Origin of the sequence: Streptomyces sp. NBC_01267, from assembly GCF_036241575.1 — a bacterium.
GTDB lineage: Bacteria > Actinomycetota > Actinomycetes > Streptomycetales > Streptomycetaceae > Streptomyces.
Window position 1 is genome coordinate 7,696,060 of record NZ_CP108455.1, and the last position, 19,333, is coordinate 7,715,392.

At 70.1% G+C, this 19,333-nt stretch carries 21 protein-coding genes; 12 read left to right on the forward strand and 9 right to left on the reverse strand.

Annotated features, from left to right (window positions below):
- Positions 1-286: 286 nt before the first annotated feature.
- The 5 genes from OG709_RS34225 to OG709_RS34245 form a co-directional block, all read right to left on the reverse strand.
- Positions 287-1,075 carry a DUF6182 family protein gene (locus tag OG709_RS34225; RefSeq protein WP_250301470.1) on the reverse strand — a complete coding sequence of 263 codons (789 nt, stop codon included), beginning with the start codon at positions 1,073-1,075 and terminating at the stop codon, positions 287-289.
- Positions 1,072-2,190, reverse strand: coding sequence for a hypothetical protein (locus OG709_RS34230; protein WP_266645352.1), 1,119 nt, complete (start codon positions 2,188-2,190; stop codon positions 1,072-1,074). Before OG709_RS34230 ends, OG709_RS34225 begins: the two co-directional genes overlap by 4 nt.
- A gap of 137 nt (positions 2,191-2,327) precedes the next feature.
- A complete protein-coding gene (locus OG709_RS34235) occupies positions 2,328-3,185 on the reverse strand; it encodes a class I SAM-dependent methyltransferase (protein ID WP_250301468.1) in 858 nt (285 codons plus the stop codon).
- Positions 3,182-4,945 (reverse strand): GH3 family domain-containing protein, encoded by a 1,764-nt coding sequence (locus OG709_RS34240; protein WP_329168923.1) that lies wholly within the window; start codon positions 4,943-4,945, stop codon positions 3,182-3,184. Before OG709_RS34240 ends, OG709_RS34235 begins: the two co-directional genes overlap by 4 nt.
- A complete protein-coding gene (locus OG709_RS34245) occupies positions 4,942-5,568 on the reverse strand; it encodes a hypothetical protein (RefSeq protein ID WP_308409486.1) in 627 nt (208 codons plus the stop codon). Before OG709_RS34245 ends, OG709_RS34240 begins: the two co-directional genes overlap by 4 nt.
- A 425-nt stretch (positions 5,569-5,993) precedes the next feature.
- Between OG709_RS34245 and OG709_RS34250 the strand changes: the two genes are divergently transcribed.
- Complete coding sequence (locus OG709_RS34250; protein ID WP_266645350.1) at positions 5,994-6,392, forward strand: SDR family NAD(P)-dependent oxidoreductase; 399 nt, start codon at positions 5,994-5,996, stop codon at positions 6,390-6,392.
- Between the two features lie 181 nt (positions 6,393-6,573).
- Here OG709_RS34250 and OG709_RS34255 read toward each other — a convergent pair whose 3' ends face one another.
- Positions 6,574-7,155 carry a DinB family protein gene (locus OG709_RS34255; protein WP_250301466.1) on the reverse strand — a complete coding sequence of 194 codons (582 nt, stop codon included), beginning with the start codon at positions 7,153-7,155 and terminating at the stop codon, positions 6,574-6,576.
- Between the two features lie 338 nt (positions 7,156-7,493).
- On the opposite strand from OG709_RS34255, the gene OG709_RS34260 reads away from it, so the two are divergent.
- A complete protein-coding gene (locus OG709_RS34260; RefSeq protein ID WP_250301465.1) occupies positions 7,494-7,901 on the forward strand; it encodes a VOC family protein in 408 nt (135 codons plus the stop codon).
- Between the two features lie 44 nt (positions 7,902-7,945).
- Here OG709_RS34260 and OG709_RS34265 read toward each other — a convergent pair whose 3' ends face one another.
- Complete coding sequence (locus OG709_RS34265; protein ID WP_266645349.1) at positions 7,946-8,332, reverse strand: VOC family protein; 387 nt, start codon at positions 8,330-8,332, stop codon at positions 7,946-7,948.
- 63 nt (positions 8,333-8,395) lie between these two features.
- Here OG709_RS34265 and OG709_RS34270 point away from each other — a divergent pair, with 63 nt between their 5' ends.
- From OG709_RS34270 to OG709_RS34280, 3 genes are all read left to right on the forward strand, one after another.
- Positions 8,396-9,400 carry a helix-turn-helix transcriptional regulator gene (locus OG709_RS34270; protein WP_250301463.1) on the forward strand — a complete coding sequence of 335 codons (1,005 nt, stop codon included), beginning with the start codon at positions 8,396-8,398 and terminating at the stop codon, positions 9,398-9,400.
- A 39-nt stretch (positions 9,401-9,439) separates the two neighbouring features.
- Positions 9,440-9,628, forward strand: coding sequence for a hypothetical protein (locus OG709_RS34275; protein WP_250301462.1), 189 nt, complete (start codon positions 9,440-9,442; stop codon positions 9,626-9,628).
- Between the two features lie 65 nt (positions 9,629-9,693).
- Entirely contained in the window at positions 9,694-10,902 is a 1,209-nt protein-coding gene (locus OG709_RS34280) for an MFS transporter (protein WP_250301461.1), read from the forward strand.
- A 341-nt stretch (positions 10,903-11,243) separates the two neighbouring features.
- Here the strand turns inward: OG709_RS34280 and OG709_RS34285 are convergent, their stop codons facing one another.
- A complete protein-coding gene (locus tag OG709_RS34285) occupies positions 11,244-11,519 on the reverse strand; it encodes a hypothetical protein (protein ID WP_266645346.1) in 276 nt (91 codons plus the stop codon).
- Positions 11,520-11,859: 340 nt separating this feature from the next.
- Between OG709_RS34285 and fabV the strand changes: the two genes are divergently transcribed.
- The 4 genes from fabV to OG709_RS34305 all read left to right on the forward strand — a co-directional run bounded on the left by fabV (position 11,860) and on the right by OG709_RS34305 (position 14,926).
- Positions 11,860-13,074, forward strand: coding sequence for an enoyl-[acyl-carrier-protein] reductase FabV (gene fabV, locus OG709_RS34290; RefSeq protein ID WP_266645344.1), 1,215 nt, complete (start codon positions 11,860-11,862; stop codon positions 13,072-13,074).
- A 519-nt stretch (positions 13,075-13,593) separates the two neighbouring features.
- Positions 13,594-14,238, forward strand: a complete 645-nt coding sequence (locus OG709_RS34295) for an HD domain-containing protein (RefSeq protein WP_266645342.1) — start codon at positions 13,594-13,596, stop codon at positions 14,236-14,238.
- Positions 14,226-14,702, forward strand: coding sequence for a DJ-1/PfpI family protein (locus OG709_RS34300; RefSeq protein WP_266645341.1), 477 nt, complete (start codon positions 14,226-14,228; stop codon positions 14,700-14,702). The genes OG709_RS34295 and OG709_RS34300 overlap by 13 nt, the downstream gene beginning before the upstream one ends.
- Before the next feature lie 53 nt (positions 14,703-14,755).
- Positions 14,756-14,926, forward strand: a complete 171-nt coding sequence (locus OG709_RS34305; RefSeq protein WP_374211284.1) for a CsbD family protein — start codon at positions 14,756-14,758, stop codon at positions 14,924-14,926.
- A gap of 230 nt (positions 14,927-15,156) precedes the next feature.
- Here OG709_RS34305 and OG709_RS34310 read toward each other — a convergent pair whose 3' ends face one another.
- Entirely contained in the window at positions 15,157-16,023 is an 867-nt protein-coding gene (locus tag OG709_RS34310; protein WP_266645339.1) for an SCO6745 family protein, read from the reverse strand.
- A 105-nt stretch (positions 16,024-16,128) separates the two neighbouring features.
- Here OG709_RS34310 and OG709_RS34315 point away from each other — a divergent pair, with 105 nt between their 5' ends.
- The 3 genes from OG709_RS34315 (at position 16,129) to OG709_RS34325 (ending at position 19,139) form a co-directional block, all read left to right on the forward strand.
- Positions 16,129-16,698, forward strand: a complete 570-nt coding sequence (locus tag OG709_RS34315) for a TetR/AcrR family transcriptional regulator (protein ID WP_266645338.1) — start codon at positions 16,129-16,131, stop codon at positions 16,696-16,698.
- A gap of 263 nt (positions 16,699-16,961) precedes the next feature.
- Positions 16,962-17,219: a hypothetical protein gene (locus tag OG709_RS34320; RefSeq protein ID WP_266645335.1), complete on the forward strand. Its 258-nt coding sequence runs from the start codon at positions 16,962-16,964 to the stop codon at positions 17,217-17,219.
- A gap of 369 nt (positions 17,220-17,588) precedes the next feature.
- The gene (locus OG709_RS34325) at positions 17,589-19,139 is read left to right on the forward strand and encodes an ArnT family glycosyltransferase (protein ID WP_250301454.1); all 1,551 of its coding nucleotides are present in this window, start codon (positions 17,589-17,591) and stop codon (positions 19,137-19,139) included.
- Positions 19,140-19,333: the final 194 nt, after the last annotated feature.

Sequence of the window (19,333 nt, forward strand, 5' to 3'; positions counted from 1 at the left end):
GAACAGACATGGTGTGGGTTGCCCGGGAGGTGCACACGCCACACCCGCTGCAACTCGCGCGCCACTTACGCGATCACCCTCGTCGTCCGCGGGCATAACCGTGTGGGCCGCTGCTGGTATGTCTCGGAGCGCTGTTCGCCCGACGGGACCGGCGTCACCACTCGCCGTCCGCCGGGCGCAAGTCCAGCAGCGCGCTCAGCGGACGGTATGTGACGGTCACGGCGTCCGTCCTGCTCTGGTGGAGGACCCGACAACTCCCTGACGTCCGGCAGGAGAACCCGCCAGGTCAGGTCTCCTCGGTCAGCCCTGCGTACGCCTGGAGTGCGTGTGGGCGGCGTATGTCGGTGTCGACACGCAGTGCGGCGTAGGCGGTGGGAGGGCCCGGCAGGCGCGGTACGGAGTGCAGGGTCAGGTGGTCTCCCGGGGCGACGAGTGAGTCCAGGACCGCTTCGGCGAGGTGGTGGTTCAGCTGGACCAGCACGTCGGCGACCGTCAGCCCCGCCGTGGCGACGTAGAGGTCGCGGTGCACGGAACGGCGCTCGGGGCGCTTCGGGCCGCGATTCTGCGTCTCGTGGGTCGGATCCGTGCCGTCCACCGTGTCCGGCCCGGGGACCTCGACGGTCATCGGGGACCACATGGCCAGGGGGCGCGGCCCGTTGAACGTCTTGAGCAGTCTGCGCAGTGCTGCCGTGTCCCCGTCGACGGCCGGGCCGGTCCAGGCCGCTGATCCGTCGGCGGCGATGTGGGCGAACGAGAACCGCTCCTGAAGGTTGTCCGGGCGACCCGCGAGGTAGATGGTTCGGGTGAAGGAGCGTCGCCAGCGTTCTGCCTGCTCGGACGGCAGGGACAGGGCGAATCGGCAGGTCTCGCGTACCCAGTCGTCGAGCCGGAATCGGTTGATGACCGCCACGACGCTCGCCTCGTCGCGGTGCTCGGCAGCGCTGCGGTCCGCGATCTGCTTCTTCGCGGCCTGCAGACACTCCGGGCTCGACAGGTCCAGATCCGCCAGGTCGGGGCGCACGTCCCGGAGCCGCCGAGCGGCTGTGGACAGGAGCAGTTCGGGTGTGAGAGTCATACGAACACCCCGGTGAGCAGGGTGTGGTCGGGTGCCTGGCGCCCCTTGCCGAGGAGGGACGACGTCAGCCGGTAGGGGTCGACGTAGGTGTGGTCCCCCCGGTGCCGCCGCAGTGTGTCGCGGTTGTCCTCCGCGTCGCCCCCGGTGGTGGCCCGGTCGAGGAGTTGTTCGGCCCGTCTGAGACTTTTCATCAGCAAGTCCTTCCGGAACGACTGCTGTTGGCCCGGTCCGAGCACAGCGACGAAGTACAGTCGCATGCCGAGCCGGAGCACCGACGGGTCGCAGTCCGGACCGGTCGAGCGGAGGAGGGCGCCCACGGTGTGGTCGTGCCAGCCACCGTGCCGTGCGGAGGTGACGCGCCCGTCGATGGGCACCCGGCCGATCTGGATCCGGTGCACCGATGCCCCGGTGGCGGCCAGTACGCGTTCCAGCAACTGGTAGTCCGGATCGAGTTCCCGGTCGTACAGGAGAACCACCTCGTCGTGGTCGGCGGCGAGCGGCAGCAATTCCCGCAGGGCGCAGGCGAGATAGTTCGGACGCCCGTCCGCGGCGATGATCTGGCGCAGCGGCAGGCCGTACCGGGTCGCGTCGAGATACACGGGCCCGCCGCTGTCCCGCTGGTCCAGCCCCATGTCGAGGGAGGCCAGTTGCTTCAGCATGTCCTCCGTTCCGAGCCCCGGAGGCTGATGCCTCGTCAGGCCCGGGTCGTGCATGCCCAGTCGGGCGTAATGGTCTGCCCAGAGGCTCAGTACGCGGGCGCCGGCGGCGTGCACCCAGCCGTTCATCTCGACGGCTTCGGCGTACGGACGCAGGGCATCGGCGCCGGGGCGGGTCGTCTCGCCCCGGTACTGCACGTAGAACTCGCCGATCTCCTCCTCCGAGAGTGCGGAGTAGTCGATGTCACCCCGGGTCCGGTCGAGGTACTCCCAGAATCCGAGGGTCTGTTCGGTGGGATGGTAGGTGGTGTGGCTGTACCGGTAGGTCACATCTGCCAGGTGTGCGGTGGCCCGGAACATCACGTCCGTCCACAGCAGCCCTTTGAGGTGACTGGGCGTCAATGGCTTGGAGGGCGTGACGGTGATGGGGGCGAGCAGGACACGGTGACGGCTGAGCACGGTTCACGCCTCCGCAGCCGTGGCGGTGGGGTGCGGCAGCGCCCCTCGGACCGGTGGGGGCGGCCCGTCGGCCCCGGAGGGCGCCGACGCCGTGACTGGCCCGGTCGGGCAGGTCCGCCCAACGGCCGAGGCGGCGGTCATCGCCGCTGTCCGTGCACGAGGAACACCCTGCTCACATCCTTGACCTGCCGTTCGGGGACGGGGTCGGGCCAGCGTCCGAAGTCGGCCCCGGGCTCGCCCGGCTGCACGGCGCAGGTGTCGAATCCGTAGCCGTCGAACAGCGCTTCCGGCTCGTCGCTGCCGAACACCCAAGGACAGCCCCAGCCGTCGAACACGTCCAGCAGTCCGCGCATGTCGGGAAGGGTGAGGGCCGCGGTGTTGACAAGATCCGCGGCGATGCGGCTCCCGGGGGCCATGAGCGCGGCGACGCGCTGGAGGAGGCGGCGTGTGTCGCGTTCGGGGATGTAGTAGAGCAGGCCTTCGAGGAGCCAGGTGGACGGCAGAGCCGGGTCGTAACCGGCCGCGAGAAGCTGATCCTCCCAGTCGTCCGCCGTGAGGTCGACCGCGACGGTGGTGTGGGTGACCTGCGGGACCGCGCCCCGCAGCCGGCCGGCCTTGAACTCCAGTACGGCGGGACGGTCGACCTCGAAGTAGCGGATGTGACCGGGCCACGCGAGCCGGTGGGCCCGGGAGTCCATACCGGCGGGGGCCAGCACGATCTGGGTCATGCCCGGCTCCGCGGCTGCCCGCTGGAGGTAGTCGTCGAAGAACCGGGTCCTGATCGCGTTGTAGTCGGGGGTACTGGGCAGATCCCCCGGCCGGTCCGCCGGGAAGGTCGCCCTGCGTACCTCCGCCAGCAGCTCGGGGCCCGTCTCGCCCACCAGCCGGGCGGCGTACGGGTCGTCGTAGAGCCGGTCGTCCCGCGCCGTCTCGGCGGCCCGCAGTGCGGCGGTGAGCAGGGCGGTCTTCTCGACCGGATTCAGAGTGTCCGTCATGCCTGCTGTCCTCCCTCGTCGTGTCCCCGCCCGGCGGGCCGTGTCGTGGTGTCGGTGCCCGTCAGCTGCTGCCACTGGGCGTCGCTCTGCCGGAACAGGCGGTCCTTGACCTGTGTGGGACGGATGCCCCGGCCGACCGAGGTGTGCCAGTCACGGGCGAAGGAATCGGAGTCCAGCAGCCGCAGCCGTGCGGGTGCGAGTGCGGCGTCCGACCGTGCCCGCGCGTATCCGGCGGATTCCGCCGACAGGGCGGAGTCGACCAGAGAGGTGAACCGCTCGGTCTCGGCCGCGTCCCAGGGAGTCTCGGGAGCGACGGCGAACACATACCGCGCAGCCGCGGTACCCGGCCGTGCCTGCACGGCCGCGGCGGCGTCGCGGGGATCCTGCTCCACCCGGCATGCCGCATTCCGCAGGGGCAGCCCCGTACTCGACGACGCGGCCTGCAGGGCCCGGATCACCTGTGCCTCACGCAGCCGCTCGCCCACCGCGTCGGACCGCGTCCCGCGCCCCGCGTACTCCACACGGGGGACGCCGCGGACACGGTCCACGACGCGTACGACATCGCCGCCCGCGTAGCGGTAGAGCCCGCCGACGTGGCTGAAGAGCACGTGGTAGTCGCGGCCTTCCTGGAGTTCGTGCGGCAGCAGTGTCTCGGCGTCGGGGCCGAGGTCGGCCTCGGCATCCACGAACTCGTAGACGGACGCGGACAGGACGAGGCTGCCCGCTGAGCCGTTCCGGTCCAGCGGCACGCCGACCGGACCCTCGGAAGCGGCCACCGGGGCGGGCAGCGCGGCAACACCGGTACCGAACTGCTCGCGCAGAGCCGGCAGATAGAGCGAGGCCACCCCGGTGGTCCAGCAGAACAGCGCACGCACATGGGGCCACACGTGGGCCGGCCGGACCACACCGAAGTACTCGGCGAGACGTTCGAGTTCGGCGGCGCGCTCCGGATCCGGGGAGCCGTGCGGCGCCCCGCCCACGGTGCCGTCGCGTACCTCCTTCACGATCCGCGGCCACCACAGGTTCAACTGGTGCGGAACAGCAGCGATCATCGCCGGGTTGATACCGATGAGACCCCGCAGATCGCTCTGGACCGCAAGCCGCAGGCGCAGATACATCTTCTGCACATGGTCGTCGGGAGCGACGTCCACCGGCAGGGTCGCCCACGGCGCCGCCGTGCCCAGCTCGGCCGAGAGCGGTTCGCCGAACCGGGTGCCGAGATCTACCTGGCTCGCGCCGACGTGCGGGTGCCCGCTGACGGTGGTGGTCGGCGCGCTCAGCGGGTCGTGCTTGAGGTTGAGTACGGCGTCCGGCCGACGCATCACGTCCGGGTAGTGCTCTATCAGCGGCGCCCACGCCGCGTAGTAGAAGGGGAAGAACGTCGTCTGCATGAACCGTCGGGTGACCGGGATCTTCTTGTGTGCGCCCGTGGTGCCGCTGCTGGTGAAGTACACGACCGGAGCATCAGCGCTCAGCAGGTTCTCCTCCCCGGCGGCCATGCGCTCGATCAGCGGGCCGTGCGCGGCGTAGTCCTGCACGGGGACGGCCTTGCGGTAGTCGTCGATCGTGCGGATGTTCCGGAAGCCGTGTTGCCTGCCGAACTCGGTGTCCGCGTTGAATTCGAGAAGATCGGCGAGGACCCGCTGCTGCATGCCGCGCATGTCGGTGTGTTCCGCGGCGAGCCGGCTGCGCTCGGCGAACACCCGGCGGCGGTACCGGTCGGCGTGGTCCGGGGAGGCCCAGCCCTGGAGGGCGTTCATGCGGCAAGCACCTCCCGCACGGCGTCGGCGGTCCCGGCCGCGTCCGGCTGTTCCCCGATCATGGTGACCGGTAGCCCCCGTATCTCCTCCAGCATCAGTTTGCGGAGGTCCGTCTGGTAGTTCTCGAAGGCGAACCACTCGGGGCTCTCGCCGTAGTGCTCCAGAGAGTTGAGACGCCGTCCGCCGTCCGAGCGGCGCCAGGCGGACTCCGGGGAAACGTCCAGATAGATCACGGCGCTCGGTCGGGGGAAGGCACGCCACCAGCCGTACAGGGGGTGGTCCTTGAGGCCGGCCAGCCGGCACTTCGCGAGGATCTTGTAGTAGTAGGAGTCCACCAGCAGCGGTGTGCCGGGATCCGCGCGCTCCACCTGGTCCCGCAGGTGCACGACCGCTGTCTGCAGCAGACTTGCGAGGAACTCGGCCGAGTAGGCCTTTCCGAGTTCCGGCAGGACGTCCTCGACCACATTGCGGCGCAGCCGGGCGATCAACTGGTGTTCGGCACCGACGCGTTCACTGTCGGTCGACAGCGTCTGCCAGCCAGGCAGGGCGGCCGAGAGTTCCGCCATGACGGAGGACTTCCCGGCATAGTCGGGCCCCAGCAGTACAACGAGTTGACGGTCCATCATGACACTCCCTCGATTTCCGCGCGCTCGGTCGGTGACCCGCTGGACAACCGGGCACGACCAGGTGAAACCCGCGCCACCACTGAAGCCGATGGCAATCGCGTCCGCCTTGAGTGCGTCCTGCACGTTCGTCGGACAGTGGAGATCAATCGTCTCGGGCCGTGGTGGAGAGAGCCTGGTGCGGCTGCAACGATTTCGGGACTCGGCGTCCTCGGTGCCGGGCTCGGCCCTGTGGACCACGACGCGCAGGCCGCTGCCCGCGACCCAGTACGTCGCCGTCCAGCGTCAAGGCGCCCACCTGCGGATGGCCGATGGTCTTGGGCTGCGCCCCGGCCGGGATGCCGGCCAGGCAGCGCCGGCTCCTCCCGGCGCAGCCCGGCCGCACACCGATGGCTGACCGCGCGGCTGCGCCGCATCGTGGAGACATGACAACAACACTGATCACCGGAGCGAACAAGGGCCTCGGTTACGAGACCGCCCGTCGGCTCGTCGCCGTGGGCCACACCGTCTACATCGGAAGCAGGGATGCCGGACGCGGGCGCCGGGCCGCCGAGCAGCTGGGTGCGCGGGTGGTCCGGCTCGATGTCACCGACGACGCCTCCGTGCAGGCGGCGGCCGAGGCCGTGGCGGCCGACGGAGGGCTGGACGTACTGGTCAACAACGCAGCGGGCATCGAGCCCGGTTTCACCAAGACCGACCTGAACCGGAACACCGGCATGCAGACCGTCGGTCAGGGCGCCGAGATCATCGTCCGCATGGCGCAGGTGCGCCCCGACGGTCCCACCGGTGGCTACTTCGACGTCGCGGGACTTCTTCCCTGGTGAGAGAGGGACGGCAGGCGGAGGACGCCGGCCCGGTACGGGGACGGGCGCCCGTGGCGGCCGGGTGAACACCGTGCCCAACACGCCGTGATCGAGACGGTCATTGCCAGGGGGTATCGCCGCGCAGCGGGCCGATGAGCGACTGCTTCTCGTGGCGCACCGGCCGGGCCGGGTCGTTGGCCGGTCAGGCCTGGGAGGCCGCTTCGGCGGCCCGCTCGATCGTCGCGCGCCGTTCTTCCCGGAATGCCGCCTCACGCTGCGGATCTGAGTGTTCCGCTGCTGCCTCCGTGGTGCCGTCGAGCTGCTCGCGCAGGATGTCGGCGTGTCCTGCGTGCCGACTGGTCTCGGTGAGCACGTGGACCAGGATGTTGAACAGCTTCACGTCAGGGCGTGGCCACCAGGGCACGTGACCGGGGGAGTCGATGGCGAGCGCAGTGATCGTCACGTCCGAGTGCTCCCACACGCGGCGGTAACGGCCGATGATCTCCTCGCGCGTCTCGTCCTTGGTCGCCCACAGGTCGGCGCCGCGCTGGGCGACGTCGTCCCATCGGGGCAGGGGCTCGGGGAACGGGCGGCCGAAGACCTCGCCGAAGTACCTGGACTCCCAGACCGACAGGTGCTTGACCAGGCCGAGAAGGTTCGTTCCCGTCACGGTCAGGGGGCGACGGATGTCATATTCGGGCAACCCGTCGAGCTTCCGCAGTATCGCCTCGCGGGCTTCCCGCAGGTCGCCGTGCAGGTATTCCTTCGCGAATTCATCGATCATGGGCCATGAGCCTGCCACGCGCCGTCGGTGGTCGCGTGTCCGGGCTCAGCTCAGCCGCACATGGCACCGGCCAGAGCGGCATGCACGTTCTGGCCTCTCGCCGAGCCCGGTCACGCTGGTTCCACCAACGCCCCTCGCTCGTATCCGCCCGTCACCATTTCTCGTTCCGCTCCGGCGTGTTGGTGACCTTGTGCCGTCGCCATCGGCGAGCACTCAATTACGCTCTCGACACCCTTGACAGCGTTGCCTAGGATCACGGGCACGGCATCGCGTGTCGGTCACCGACCGGGTGAGGCATGGAGGTGCCCGTGAGACTGCCTTACGGAGGCATTCCACGCATGTCAGTCGAGCTGAATCACACCATCATCCATGCCCGGGACAACCGGGAGTCGGCCGCGTTCCTGGCGCATGTACTGGGACTTGAGGTCGGGGCCGAGTGGGGCCCGTTCATTCCCGTCGCCACCAGTAACGGCGTCACCCTGGACTTCGCCACCGTCCCGGCGGAGTCGATCACCATGCAGCACTACGCCTTCCTCATCTCCGACGAGGAGTTCGACGCGGCCTTCGCCCGTATCGAGCAGGCCGGGATCACGTACTACGCCGATCCCCGTCGGAAGCAGCCGGGAGAGATCAACCACCACCACGGCGGGCGCGGCCTGTACTTCATGGACCCGGCCGGGCACGGGATGGAGATCATCACCCGTCCGTACGGAAACCACCTCACGGAAACCACGAGCAGTAGCTGACGGCTTGGTGAAGTGGCGACCGGCCGGGACAGGTGGGGGATTCCTCAAACCAGGGTGGAGATGCAGAACGGGTGCCCTGCGGGGTCCAGCAGGACCCGCCACCGGTCGGGCTCCGGCTGGGCCGCAGGTTCGACGGCCCCCAGCGCGAGCAGCCGGGCCTGGGCGGCATCCAAGTCGTCGACGCCCATCTCCAGGTGAGCCTGCTTCTCCTGCGAAGGGTCCGGCCAGGTGGGACGCCGGTAGTCGGCCAGCCGGTTGAATCCCAGTCCGGCTGATCCCTCCTGGCCGAGCAGGACGAAGTCGTCGGTGGAGAAGGCAATGGGCAGGCCAAGGGCTTCGCCGTAGAAGCGGGCCAGTTCGGCGGGGTCCGGGCAGTCGAAGGTGACGGCCGAGTAGCGGATCGCGGGTGCGGATGTGTTTCCAGTGCTCATGGAAGAGAAGCTACGACGTGACCAGGACAGGTCCGGTCCTGGTCATGCGGGAGACTTCGGAGTGTGAACAGCACTTCCGTCCGCCTGCTGCGACTGGTCTCCCTGCTGTCCGCGCGGCCGTCGTGGACCTGCGGCGAACTGGCCGACCGGACGGCGGTCACCGAGCGCACGGTACGGCGGGACATCGCGAGACTCCGGGAACTCGGCTACGGAGTCGAGTCCGACCCCGGACCGTGGGGCGGCTACCGCCTCAGAGCCGGGGCCAGGGTACCGCCATTGATCCTCGATGACGAAGAGGCGCTCGCTGTGGCCGTCGGGCTGCGCGAGGCCGCGCTCAGCGGCGTGCTCGGTGGTGACCAGGCCGCGCTGTCGGCGCTGCTGAAACTGCGGCAGGTCCTTCCACCGCGGATCGCGGACCGACTGGGTGAGATGGACGCCGCCTTCGTGCACACCCCAAGGCCCGACGAGCCGCAGGTCGCGCCCGGCATGCTGCTGGAACTGGCCACCGCGTGCCGCCGGAGCGAGCGCGCCTCCCTCTCGTACCGCGACCGGGAGGGGAAGGCCACCACCCGTGAGGTCGATCCGTACCGCCTCGTACACACAGGGCGCCGCTGGTACTTCGTCGCCCAGGACGTGGCACGGTGCGAGTGGCGGACGTTCCGCGCCGACCGGGTGACTCGGATACGGCCGACCGGACACCGGGTGGAACTCCGCGACCCGCCCGATCCGGTCCTGCTCGTCTCCCGGTCCATCGCGAGCGGCGTCTACACGCTCTGTGCGACCGTCCGGTTCCCGTTGCCCATGGACGAGGCGCTGCGGCTGGTCCCGCCGACGGTCGGCACCCATCGCCCGGAGAGCCCCGACGCCACCGTCGTCGAGATCGGTGGTCCTGACGCGGAAGGGCTCGCCGGATACCTGCTCAGCCTGGCCACCCCGCTACGGGTGCTGTCCCCGGACGACGTACGGGAGGCATTGCTGCGCCGTACCCGGGAGCTCGTCACGGACAACGAGAGCGGCGGCGGAACGACGTCGAATCCCGTCCACCGGAACCGACTTGTAGGCGAGTGACGTCTGCGGGAGGGCGTCCGCGAGGTCAGGAGCGCAGGTGTGAAGTACACGCTGATCGCCGTGCCCCTGCATCACGGCGTTGCGCTCCTCTTCCGTCAGCGCGCCGGTCTCGACATCGGCGCGAAAGATTCATTCCCATCCGGGATCAACGGCGGAACGGGCGCTCCGGACCTGCGACGGTTGCGGGCTTGCTGCTGTCCTCCTGGCCGGTTCGCTCACGGCGACTGATCCAGGGCGGTATGAAAGAGCCGACTGCCCGACGTACGAAATCGTGCAAGGCCCATGGGGGACGTATGAGACTGCTTTCCGCTTACCGGCGCCTGTTCTCGTTACCGGGATTCGGCCCGTCCCTGTTCGCCGCGGTCGCGGGAAAGCTCCAGCCCGGAATCTTTGCACTCGCTCTCCTGCTGGAGGTCAGTCACTACCGCGGCATGGGGCGGGCAGCTGCCGTCGTCTCCATGTCCGCCTTGGCCAGTGCGACCTTGCCGTTGCGCGGCAGACTCATGGACAAGTACGGCTACGCCCGGGTCATGTGTCCCGCACTGCTGCTCTATCTGACGGCGCTGACCGGTCTCGTGCTGAACGAAGGAGCTCGCGGTTCGTTCTCCGCGACGGCGGCCTGCGCCACGGTCGCAGGGATCTCGGCCCCGCCCGTCCAGATCGTCACCCGGCTCATGTGGCGCTCGCTGGCAACAGGTGATCTGCGGACCACCGTCCTGTCACTCGATGCAGTCCTGACCGACGTCGGCTTCGTCGCCGGTCCTACGCTCGCGGCGTTCCTGGTGACCGCCGTCGCCCCGTGGGCGGGCCTGGCAGCCTCGGCCCTGCTGAGCACGAGTGCGACGCTTCTGCTGCTCTCGCGCCACGTTCCTCAGCAACGGAATCAGCAGCCCGCCGCGCGTGACTGGATGGGACCGCTGCGCAGCGTCCCGCTCAGGCACACGATGACCGCGGCAGTGCTGTTCTTTCTCGCGGTCCGAGCGGTCGAACTGGCCTTCCCGGCCTGGGCCCAGGAACACAGCTCGCCCATGATGAGCGGCGTACTGCTGAGCGGCATGGCGGTCGGGAGCGTCGTAGGCGGCCTGGTCCTGGGCGCGCTGCCGCCTGTCTGGGCCGGCCGGGCCGGACTGCCGGTGACCCTGACCGCTCTGTGCTTCGGGACGCTCCTTGTCGCCGCGGCCAGTCAAGGTGGTGGGGGTCTGCTCGTGGCGGCAGCAGCGGTCATGGGCCTCGCCCTCGGCCCGACGTTCGTAGCCCTCTTCGCCACCGCGGGCGATCTGTCCCCGGCGAACATGGCAGCTGAGACGCAGTCCTGGATCAGTTCGTTCATGTCGCTCGGGGGAGCCGTGGGCGCCGCGGTCACCGGCCTGGTCTCCCGGGCGTTCGGCTCAGGGACGGTGCTCGTCGTCGCGGCTGCTTCGATGGCGGCCGCATCCGGCCTCGCCCGTTTCGGGATCAGCAAGCAGCCCGTTTCCGCCGGCGCCGACGGCCTGGACCTGTGAGGTTCCGGCAGGTGTACCCCGCGGTGACCCGGCATTGTGTCGCTCCGCCCGGTCAGGCACCACCGCTGTCCGCCCAGGCGGCTTCAGGTTGTTCCGGTGCGCCGGATGCCATGCTTCGACGCGATCCCGGGGACGGACAAGGCAAGCCGCGACAGCCACGTCAGGCCCCGGTCGTGCCCGCCGAGCGGACGGCGGGGGCCTGACATGGCACTGTTCTGGCGCGCAACGCCGGTTTCCACTACCCCCATCGGGCCCTTGGCGACCGACGCCACGTCACGCGGCCCCCGAATCAGCCGGCCGACCTCCACCGTTTCGGTGCGGGCTGCCTACGGCGACCCGGGTCAGGCTTCGCAGAACGACATGGTCCGCAGGAATCCGCCGAGGTTCTCGTCGTCGGTGCCCAGGAGGGCGTCGGCGGACCCGGGTAGGCACTCCACTCCTTCGATCTTGTACTGCGGGAAAGTCCCGAGCACGGTCGGGTGCGCCGCGAGCGTCACCCGGACCCGGCCGGCAGCCGACACGGTCACCCGCCCGGCATCGCTCACCGCGGAGTCGAACGGGCCGTCGTCACCGGCATCGGCTGCCGAACTCGCAAGGATCCGGCCGGAGTTGGTCACCGAGATGTCGGAGATGTGCCGTGTCCCCGTGTCGGTCCGGGCGTCAGGTTATTGATCATGGCGAGCGCTTCCCAGCGACCGTTACGGCATTCGGCGGAGCGCGAAGAGGGACGCGACGGGCGTACGCCCGGCCTGCTGGACGACCACCGTGGACCAGCGGGTACTTCGCGGCCAGTCGGCCCGGTTCGGTCTCCGCAGTCGTGGAAACCCTCCAAGTGCGCCTGGGCATTACTGTCCCCGATGAGCTGACTGCCCGGGTACGGACCGTCGGAGACTTGCAGGAATCAGTGGTCTCCCGTCGCCCTTCCGCGGCGGACACTTCGGCCTGCAAGGAAGCCTCATGAGTGAACGAGTCATCGCCCCTCGCAACCGCGGATTCCTGTTCCTCGACTCCCACCCGTCGGGCTGTGCGCGCCTCGTCGGAGACATGTGGGACGCCGTGCCGGCCACTGTGCCGAGTCTCGGCGCGGTGGCGCCGGTGGCGCTGGTCATCGGGTCCTCGGCCGGGTACGGGCTGGCGGCCACTGTCGCCGGGCTCGCGCATACCGGTGTCCGGGGTATCGGGGTGTGTTTCGAGAAGGGCCCCGACCGGCGTACGGGTACCGCGGGCTGGTACCGAACCGCGGCCACCGCCGAACTGGCGGCGAAGCACGACCGCGACTTCGTGTTCCTCAACGGTGATGCCTTCTCCGACGGGATGAAGGACACCGTCGCAGACCTCGTCACCGAACGGTTCGGTGGGAAGATCGACTACCTGATCTACTCCGTCGCTGCCCCGCGCCGGACCGATCCCGACACCGGCAGGAAGTACGCCTCGGTCCTCAAGCCGATAGGTGAGGCGTACCGCACCAAGTCGCTGTCGTTCGACGACAACGGGACAGCCGAGGTGGCGATCGTCGAGACCGCAGCCGCCGACGGCGACGACATCGAGCAGACGGTCGCCGTGATGGGCGGAGCCGACTGGCGCCGGTGGATCGACCACCTCACCGGCCGCGGCCTCCTTGCCGACGGCTTCACCACGGCCGCGCTGTCGTACATCGGCTCGCCTCTCACCGCCGGGTTGTACCGGCAGGGCACCATCGGCGCGGCCAAGGCCGATCTGGAACAGACCGCCCGCGACCTCGACGAACTGCTGGCAGAGGAGTGCGGGGGCCGCGCTGTGACATCCGTGAACGGGGCCGCCGTCACCCAGTCGTCCACGGCGATCCCCGGAATCGCCCTCTACGCCGGGCTGCTGCGCGGTGTTCTCGGAGACCGCATGGTGCCCCCGATCGGCCAGCTGACCGCCCTGTGGGACCAGCTCACGGGCGCCGCTGCCCTCGACCTGGACGACGAGGGGCGCGTACGTCTGGACACCTGGGAACTGGCCCCCGACGTGCAGGCCGAGGTCGCCGAACGCTGGCAGGCAGCCACCACCACGGACATCGCCGGGCTCGCGGACCTCGACTGGTTCCGCGAGCAGGTCCATCAGCTGTACGGCTTCGCGGTGCCCGGCATCGACTACACCGCACCGATCGAGACCGACATCCCCTGGCCCCACCCCACCAATCCCTGACACCTGGCGCAGAAGCCGCATGCACGCACGCGGAGCCCGGCCTGCCCGGACGGGCTCCGCCGCGAGGAACCGGCCCAGGCCTGCCCGGTCGTCGCCAGCGGGTGCGGCGGCCACGGGCGGGCCGTCGGGCGGCAGGGGCAACAGGCCGGTCGTCTCAAGGCTGTTGGGCTGTCGATGTCATGGACGCTCTCGGCGCGGTGCGGGTGCCGTTGTGCGACGGCGGGTGCGGTGGCGCCGATTCCGCCGGGCCGGGGCTGTCCGGGCCCGGCCCGCAGCGTCGCCGCGCTGGACGGGTGCCGGACCGTGGACGGCCCGCGGCGGCCTTACCGGGGATGGTGTGCCGGCCGGCCGCTGGCCCCCTCGCCGGTGGAACCCGTACGGGCATCCGCGGCCTCGCCCAGGAGTGTCCGTATCTGTGGGATCTCTGGCCTCACAGCGATGGCGCGGCGATCCGGCGAATCCGAGACTGGAGCTGTTGCCGGAGGGACCGGCACACCGAAGGACCGGGTGATTGCGGTGATGGACAACTCGTCCGTACTGGCAGGGGTGCGTGTGCCGGACACGAAGCTCGCGCGGGAGGCGACCGAACTCGTACGGGACAGCACCAGCGAACTGATCTACCACCACTCACGCCGTGTCTACTTCTTCGGCAGCCTCCAGGGGCGCAACCGGGACCTCAGCCACGACCCGGAACTCCTGTACATCGCGGCCATGTTCCACGACCTGGGCCTGAGCGAACCCTTCCACGAGAGCGGGCGACGCTTCGAGGTGGACAGCGCCGATGAAGCCCGCCGCTTCCTGCAGGGCCACCGGTTGCCGGAGGACAGCATCCGACGGGTATGGACCGCCATTGCCCTGCACACCACCCCGGGCATCCCCGAGTTCATGGAGCCGGAGGTGGCGCTGTTGACGGCGGGTGTGGAGTACGACGTCCTCGGGATCGGCTACGACGACCTCGACGAGACGGACCGCGCCGCGGTCATCGCCCTGCACCCGCGCCCAGGCTTCAAGGGACGCATCCTGGAGGCCTTCACCGACGGGATCCGGTCCAAGCCGCAGACCACGTTCGGCAACGTCAAGGCCGACGTGCTCGCCCACTACGTACCCGGATTCCGGCGTGGTGACTTCGTACGCACCATCCTGGACTCCCCGTGGGCCGACTAGCCACCCGCTCACCGTCGGACCGGGTGGTGGTCGTCGTGGTGGCTTTCGACGGCGTGCAACTGCTGGACGTCACCGGCCCCGCGGAGGTGTTCACGACCGCCAACACCTATGGCGCCCGGTACGACGTACGCGTTGTTTCGCCCACCGGCACCGACGTACGCACCTCCTCGGGTGTGCGGATCGGTGCCGACGGGGCGCTGGGCGAGGTGAGCTCAGCTCTGGTAGGCGAGGTCGGCCGCGGCCAGGTCCTCGGCGAGTTCCCCGGCGCACGGCAGGACCATGTCCAGTGGGTGAACCTCGGCCACCGCGCCCCAGCGCTCTCACGCCGCCGTCGGGGCAGGTACGGCCGAAGGAGAGACTGGGGCGGCCTCGCGGCCGTGACGTTGCCCCCGCAGGGGCGAGGAGGAATCGCTGCCCGTCGGAGGCGGTTCGCCCGCCAGGCGCGTATGTCGTACATGTCTTAGTTTGGGGTCGTCTCTATTCGCCCCACCGAGGAGCTCCAGTGAGCGACAGCCCGATGGACAAGGCCAAAGGAAAAGCCAAGGAGATGACCGGGAAGGTCACCGGCGACCGCCGTCAAGAGGCCGAGGGCAAGACCGATCAGGCGAAGGGCAAGGTCAAGGGCGCTGTTGACGAGGCCAGGGACCGAGCCAAGGGCATGAAGGACTCCATGCAGAACGACGGCTGAGGCGCCGTTCCCGCGGGCCCCGTTACTCCTGGCGGGGCCCGCCCGGCGTCGCCCGCTTGGTCCGGCGGCGCATTCCACCCGGCGTGCGTGGCGACCGGACGCTCGCGGTCGTGAGTGTTCACCCGTCCGTCCGTAGCGCTCGTGAACCACCGCGGCGGCCGACACGCAGGTGCTTCGAATCCTCCGGAGGGCCGGCCGGCCGCGACGAGATCACCGCACGGCAGGAGATCTCAGACCTTCCCGATACCGAGCGTGGTCTCACGGGGCAGCAGCCCTGAGCCGAGGACCTCCAGCCAGAGGGGGCCGAGGAGTTCGGCGAGCCGTGCGGTGTTCTCGGCGCCGAGTTCCTGCCAGGGGTGAGCGGCGAGTTGGTCGGTGCGGCGCTCGACCTCGGCGCGCAGGGCGCGGCCCGCGTCGGTCGCGGCGCCGTCGGCGTTCAGCAGACCGCGGGCGAGGAGCCGCTCACCGGCGGCAGCCCATTCGTGCTCGTTCCAGCCGCGGCTGGCGAAAACGCCGACCGGCGCGGCGCCGATCGAGGCGAAGGACACCAGCGCTTCCACGGAATCGAGGCCTGCGGTCAGGAGGGCGGCGAGATGGCCGTCGCCGCGGTGTTCGCGCAGGATGGTCGCGGCCTGCCACAGCACGAGGTGCGGCTCCCCGGGCCAGGGCAGTTCGGCGTTGGCGGCGGCGAGCGGGCGGCCCTCGGTGCGCGCGGCCTCCGCTGCCCGGCGGGCGAGCGCGGCGGCCTCGGCGAGATCGGGACTGTCCGTCCGCTCGCCGAGGAGTGCGCGGTACGCCCGGTCGACGCCGCGCGTCCGGGCCGCGATCACCTCGCGCGGTGCGGCAATGTCCCAGGCGGCCGGGGCGTGCTCGGCGACCATGCGCGGGCTGAAGCTGTAGAACGCGGAGGCCACCTGGCGGGAGCCCACGGCCCCGAGTGGCGCCGCCCGTAAGGCGAAGTAGCTCGGCCAGCGCTCGCCGGTGTCGTAACCGAGTGACTCGGCCTCCTCGAAGACCTGCGGCGCGTAGTAGACGACGGCGTGCAGGGGCTCCAGCAGGTGCCACATCTGCCGCACGCGTCCTTCGTCATCACCCATACCGGCTCCTCGTTCCGCTCTCCGCGACACCCTCATCTTGACGCTGACCAGATTGCATCCGACAGGGGATTTAGTCAATGCCTAGATTGCGCTAGCCTGCTCGTCATGACCACCGAACGCGCGTACCACCACGGTGACTTGCGGCGGGCCGTACTCGCGGCAGCCCTTCACGTGATCGCCTCTGAAGGGCCGTCGGCCCTGTCCCTACGTGACCTCGCCCGCCGCGCACAGGTCTCCCATGCCGCACCAGCACACCACTTCAAGGACCGTGCGGGCCTTCTCACCGCCATCGCCACCGAGGGCTACGACCTCCTGTCCGCCGCCCTGGCGGAGGCGGAGGACCTGCGCGACCTGGGCATCCGATACGTGCGCTTCGCCGCCGCGCACCCGGCGCACTTCCAGGTCATGTTCCGCCCGGAACTCCTGCGCCCCGACGACCCGGAGCTCCTCGCGGCACGCGAGCGGACGCGGAGTCGTCTCGGTACGGCTGTGGAAGGCCGCAGTGACGATCCGGCCATCGGCTTCATGGCGGCCTGGTCCATGGCTCACGGCTTCGCGACGCTGCTGCTCTCCCACAACCTTGACGGCCCGCTGGACGGACGGGACCCCGAAGAGACGTTCCGGGCCCTGGCGGGCGAGATGTTCCGGACGGCTGGAAGGCCCGCGACGGGCTGACTTGTCCACCGCACCGATCGTGACCGTCGGTGTGTGCGGTGTTGATCCGGCGGACCGGCCACCTTACGTCGAGGACTCCCCACCGCAGGAGGGCTGATGGTGCCCGAGCCTTGTACGGGCATCCGCCGCGCAGCACCCTGTCCGTACGGCGACGGAGGGGGGGGCAAGCATGAATTGCTCAAGATGCGGGGCCGTCATGATTCAGGGCCCGGACGGCACGTATCACTGCTCTCACTGCCCCGGTGCTGGGTACCCTCCCACCCATGACCGCGAAGCGATCCCAGTGGCAACCGGAACTCGACCCGCTCCCCGCTCCCGACATCGCGATCACCCCTGAGATCACCGAATCCGAATGCCGGATCTGCGAAGCGACCATCGCAGGCCTGGACGGTCGGTACTCGTGCGGGGTGTGCGGGTGGTCCAACCACTGGTCGGAGGGCCACCGGCCGCTACCGGGCGCGGACGCCGACCCGGACGCTCCGCACGACAACCTGCTGGAGGGCATGGAAGCGCAGGCGTGATCACGCAGGCCCGGAGCCGACATCGGGCTCTTGGGCTCCAGTGACTCGCGCGTCCAGTGTGGATGCGGCTCGTCCACGGTCACGCGCTGTCCGGTGCTGCGGGATGCCAGTAGTGGCGCCGGTCCGGTGCCCCCGGGAGGGTCGACAGGAAGGCGACAGCACCGGATCAGCCGCCGAGCATCCGAGACGGTGAGGCGGTGAGACGGGAAGCGGGGTGCGGGACCCGGAGCGTGAGAACCGGCTCCCACCCCCTCGCCCCTCCAGCTCCCGCTTGCGTAAGGTACGAGCGGCCCGGGAGCTGTGCGCGCCGGGCTGCCCCGGCCGTGCGGACGAAGCGACGGAGGGGCCTGGTACCGGGGGGTGTCGGGGATGGCGGACGCGGCAGAATTAGCGGACTTGGGGCGTGCGGGCCGGGCCGGGGAGGACGGCGGACGAACAGCACCGCTGGACCGGCGGGTGTTCGCCGTCGCGGGGGTGGTCTTCGCCGTGCTGATGGCGCTGTCCTCGCGCTACGGCTTCCACATCGACGAGCTGTATTTCCTCGACTGCGCTCGGCACCTTCAGGCGAGCTATGTGGACCAGCCGGTGCTGGCACCGCTGTTGGCCCGGGTCTCGCTGTCGCTGTTCGGGGTCTCGGAGGCGGGCCTTCGGCTGTGGCCCGCGCTCGCCGCCGCAGGCACGGTGGTCGTCGGCGCGCTGACTGCGCGGGAGTTCGGCGCAGCACGGCGGGCACAGCTGCTCGCGGCGATCGCGACGGGCACCATGCCCGTGGTGTTGGGCGGCGCGCACGTAGCCAACACGTCGTCGTACGAAGCGCTGGCGTGGGCGGCGATCGCGCTCGTGGTCGTACGGATGGGCCGCACCGGCGACACGCGGTGGTGGCTCGCCGTGGGAGCGCTGGTCGGCATCGGCGCGGAATTCAACCACCTCGCGGCCTTTTTCGGGATCGTCCTGCTGGCCGCGGTGCTGCTCGGCCCGGCCCGCCGGACCGTGGCCGACCGTCGACTGCTCGCGGGCGCCACGATCGCCGTGCTGCTCGTGCTTCCCGACCTGTGGTGGCAGGCGCACCACGGCTGGGCCATGTTCGCGATGACGCGGGCACTGAACGGGGAACACGGCGGCCCGGGGAACATCCCCACCTGGATCGTGGGGCAGATCGGCATGTCCTGCCTGGCGATGGCGGTGTTCTGGGTGGCGGGACTGCGGTTCCTGTGGCGATCCGGCCGGCCGTTGTGGCGGTGCCTGGTGACCGCGTACGCCGTGCTGTTCGTGCTGTTCGCCGTGACGACCGGAGCGCAGGTGTACTACCTGGGCGGGTTGTACGTGTGTCTGCTCGCGGCCGGGGCGGTAGGGCTCGACGGGTGGCTGTACTCCCGCCCGGACCGGCTGCGCAGCCTGACGATCGGAACCGCCGTATCGGCCGCGCTGTCCGCCGTGATCGTGCTGCCGGTGCTGCCGCCCTCCGACGTGGGCTGGACGTACGGCATCAGCTCGAATTCGGGGGAATCCCTGGGCTGGCCCCAACTGGTCGGCACCGTACGGCAGGTGTGGACCGGGCTCCCGTCCGAGCAGCGTGCGAACGCGGTGATCGTTGCGGCGGACTACGGCGAGGCCGGTGCCATCAACGAACTCGGCCGCGGTACCGGGCTGCCCACCGCTGTGAGCGTCCACAACACCGACTGGTGGTGGGGCCCCGGCAACCCGCACGCCTCGACCGTGGTGGCTGTCGCCCCCGGCCCCGACCACGCCCCCGAGTACGCTGCCCACCTGGGCCGGTACTTCCGGCATGTCCGCGTAGCCGCCACCCTCTCCAATCCCCAGGGCGTGCACAACATCGAATGGGGCGGCCACGTCTACGTCTGCACCGGTCCCCGTCGTCCCTGGGGCGAGATATGGCCCGAACTGCGCACCTACGCGTGACGCGCGACCCGGGCCGTGGGCTCGCCGCTGACCTTCGCCGTCGGCAACGCGTCGGTAGAGCCGGAGCGTGTCGTCCACGGCGGGCTCGGGTCCAGGTGCCCGCTCCTCAACTCGCGGCGATCCACGCGTTGCGGCCCGCCGAGCGGCCCCCGGGGTGGCGTTCGGATCCGTCCACCCGTCCACCCGCTCACAGT

Excerpts from the sequence above, each read along its gene's own strand:
- OG709_RS34310 (WP_266645339.1), bottom strand. The coding sequence starts at position 16,023 with ATGGGTGATGACGAAGGACGCGTGCGGCAGATGTGGCACCTGCTGGAG.
- OG709_RS34255 (WP_250301466.1), bottom strand. The coding sequence starts at position 7,155 with ATGATCGATGAATTCGCGAAGGAATACCTGCACGGCGACCTGCGGGAA.
- OG709_RS34245 (WP_308409486.1), bottom strand. The coding sequence starts at position 5,568 with ATGGACCGTCAACTCGTTGTACTGCTGGGGCCCGACTATGCCGGGAAG.
- fabV (WP_266645344.1), top strand. The coding sequence starts at position 11,860 with ATGAGTGAACGAGTCATCGCCCCTCGCAACCGCGGATTCCTGTTCCTC.
- OG709_RS34295 (WP_266645342.1), top strand. The coding sequence starts at position 13,594 with ATGGACAACTCGTCCGTACTGGCAGGGGTGCGTGTGCCGGACACGAAG.
- OG709_RS34235 (WP_250301468.1), bottom strand. The coding sequence starts at position 3,185 with ATGACGGACACTCTGAATCCGGTCGAGAAGACCGCCCTGCTCACCGCC.
- OG709_RS34305 (WP_374211284.1), top strand. The coding sequence starts at position 14,756 with ATGGACAAGGCCAAAGGAAAAGCCAAGGAGATGACCGGGAAGGTCACC.
- OG709_RS34225 (WP_250301470.1), bottom strand. The coding sequence starts at position 1,075 with ATGACTCTCACACCCGAACTGCTCCTGTCCACAGCCGCTCGGCGGCTC.
- OG709_RS34260 (WP_250301465.1), top strand. The coding sequence starts at position 7,494 with ATGTCAGTCGAGCTGAATCACACCATCATCCATGCCCGGGACAACCGG.
- OG709_RS34320 (WP_266645335.1), top strand. The coding sequence starts at position 16,962 with ATGACCGCGAAGCGATCCCAGTGGCAACCGGAACTCGACCCGCTCCCC.
- OG709_RS34250 (WP_266645350.1), top strand. The coding sequence starts at position 5,994 with ATGACAACAACACTGATCACCGGAGCGAACAAGGGCCTCGGTTACGAG.
- OG709_RS34280 (WP_250301461.1), top strand. The coding sequence starts at position 9,694 with ATGAGACTGCTTTCCGCTTACCGGCGCCTGTTCTCGTTACCGGGATTC.
- OG709_RS34315 (WP_266645338.1), top strand. The coding sequence starts at position 16,129 with ATGACCACCGAACGCGCGTACCACCACGGTGACTTGCGGCGGGCCGTA.
- OG709_RS34240 (WP_329168923.1), bottom strand. The coding sequence starts at position 4,945 with ATGAACGCCCTCCAGGGCTGGGCCTCCCCGGACCACGCCGACCGGTAC.
- OG709_RS34265 (WP_266645349.1), bottom strand. The coding sequence starts at position 8,332 with ATGAGCACTGGAAACACATCCGCACCCGCGATCCGCTACTCGGCCGTC.
- OG709_RS34325 (WP_250301454.1), top strand. The coding sequence starts at position 17,589 with ATGGCGGACGCGGCAGAATTAGCGGACTTGGGGCGTGCGGGCCGGGCC.